1 protein-coding gene is annotated in these 2,315 nt (G+C 40.0%); it reads right to left on the bottom strand.

Annotation, left to right across the window (positions count from 1 at the left end; all coding sequences use genetic code 11):
- Positions 1–2,315: GAF domain-containing protein (locus VE944_RS03370; RefSeq protein ID WP_324972259.1), on the bottom strand; the 2,315-nt coding region annotated here is incomplete at both ends.

Here is a 2,315-nt window from a genome sequence, read left to right as displayed (position 1 = left end):
GCTGACATTTTCTCACTCTGAACAATTTGTAATTGTGCTTGTTGTAAATCTGCTAAGGCTGTTCCAAGCGCTTGAGATTTTTCTATTACCCCTTCTTCAGCTTGTTTGCGATCGCTAATATTAATAGTTGTCCCAACTACGCGATAAACTTTACCCGTCTCATCTTTTAATGGACTGAGTGAGGTTAACCACCAATTTTTCTGGTAATTAAATGTTAGACATTCTTCATAGGTGACGGGTATTCCGGTTTGGAAACAATGCAGATAATTTTGATATACTACTGCACCTTCATCACCATGTAATTCTTGTGGAGTTTTACCCAGCACTTGGGAAGCAGGTATATCAACCGCTAGTTCGCACGATTTACTCCATCCTGTGTACTCAAGCCTACCATTATCTCGGATATCGACCACAAAAATGAGACAGCCAACACCTTCGTAAATACTATTTAAGAACTTTCCTCTCTCTTGGAGATGATTATATAATTGGGCATTTTCCAAAGAAATTGCAGCTTGAGTGCAGAGGAAATTTATAATAGAAAGGCGATCGCTAGTAAATACCCCTTGCGTCAGTCGATTTTCTAGATAAAGAATCCCCACCAAACGCCCTTGATTAATAATCGGAGTACATAATACACTCTGGGGTTGTGAGGAGTGCATATATTCCCCAATTAACCCAATAATATGTGTTGTGCAATTGTCTATAACAACTGTTTGCTTGGTATTTTTGACATAATTGATAATATTTACGGGAATATCTTGACAATTGTCTAGTGATTGTGGTTCAAGAATGGTTTGAATACCAATTTGGGAATTTGAGGTAATTGCCCTAACTTGCCAAGTATCTTCTTGAGGAAGAATTAGTGCAGCTTTTTTCGCGCCAGAGTTTTCCTGGATAATGCGGGTGAGGCTGGCAACAAGTTGATCTAATTCCAGAGAACTGGAGATAGCTTGAGCGGCTTTGAGGACAGAGGTAAAATCTAGTGCATCAGAAATACTGGTGCTGCCAGCGCTAGAAGTGCAAGTGGAAGAGGAAGTCCCACGAAAAGCAATAGTTTCTGAAGGGTTGAGGTTGATTCGTTGCTGTTGCAGGATGGGTTGGAGTAGCTGGGGATAGCGTTTTTCTAGGTCTTCTATTTTAGCTTTTGCGCCCCAACGAGCGTAGCAGTAGTATGCTTCTTGCATATATGCTTGGGCAACTTTTTCTTTATCCCAGCCGAGATAAAATTTGGCTGCTAATTCGTTGCTAAGTGCTTCTTCTTGGATGTAGCCGTTGGCTTTGGCTAGAGTTATGGCGTGATCGTAATATTCCATCGCCTTGAGCTTGTCTCCCATTACCCGCGCTGTTTCTGCCTCAACTAAGTCATACTTGTGCTGAAAATTAACAGGAGCATAGCCAGCCCAATAGTGCATGAGTTTTTGGTTACTAACTACCTGATTTAACCAACATTCTTGCTGATCTTGTTGGCGATCGCAGCTAGAATACTTTGCAAGTAAGGACAAAGAGTAGTAAAAGTTATGTGCCACAACTAAGAGTAGACCAAAAGCTCCATCCATATATTCAGTGGCTTTTTCTGCATTTCTTGCAGCCTCTTCATACTGGTCAAAGGTATAAAGAATAGCTGTTTTAGCAAGATAGATAGTAAATAGTGACTGATGATTGTGGGTGTTGTGAAGATGCGGCAGCATTTCTTTCTCATCAAAATCAACCCCAGTCAGATAATATTGATGAGAGGATCGACCGAGTAAATTTAAGGTGACTTGCCTCCAAACCTGGGCATAATCAACACAATGCTTTTGTTTGAGTTTTAAAAGTAGATTAATATATTTTGTTTGCCTTTCTTCAACAGCATCTAGAGTTTCTCCCATTAAAAATAAATGCGTACATTCAGCCATCATTGAATAGCTAGCGTGTTCAATATCTCCAACTTCTAGCCCACACTGAATACTTTCTCGTAAAGCTGTGAGTGTATTTCGACCATGCTCCTTGTAAGCACAGATAAAAACACCAAAAATCATATAAATTTTTGAACTGATTTCTTTACTCTGGTATTGTTCTAGTAGCTTTAAAGCTATTTGAATTGAGTAATAAGCAGTATCGACATCTCCGATTACAGCACAAAGAAATACACCATAACTTCCATAGGCAAAAGCAGCCGAAGATGAATGTCCCTGTTCAAGACAAAGATGGAGCTTTGTCAGTGCTACTGACGGAAACATATCCGGTTTAACATGATGAACAGGAGGCGTAATGCTAATCAGCAACCGCAGTGCAGCCAGAGATTCCTGATTGGTCATTTCTGGAATATTAGCTAA

Source organism: Nostoc sp. (assembly GCF_035638895.1).
Taxonomy (GTDB): domain Bacteria; phylum Cyanobacteriota; class Cyanobacteriia; order Cyanobacteriales; family Nostocaceae; genus Nostoc.
This window is presented reverse-complemented; position numbering and strand designations above follow the sequence as displayed.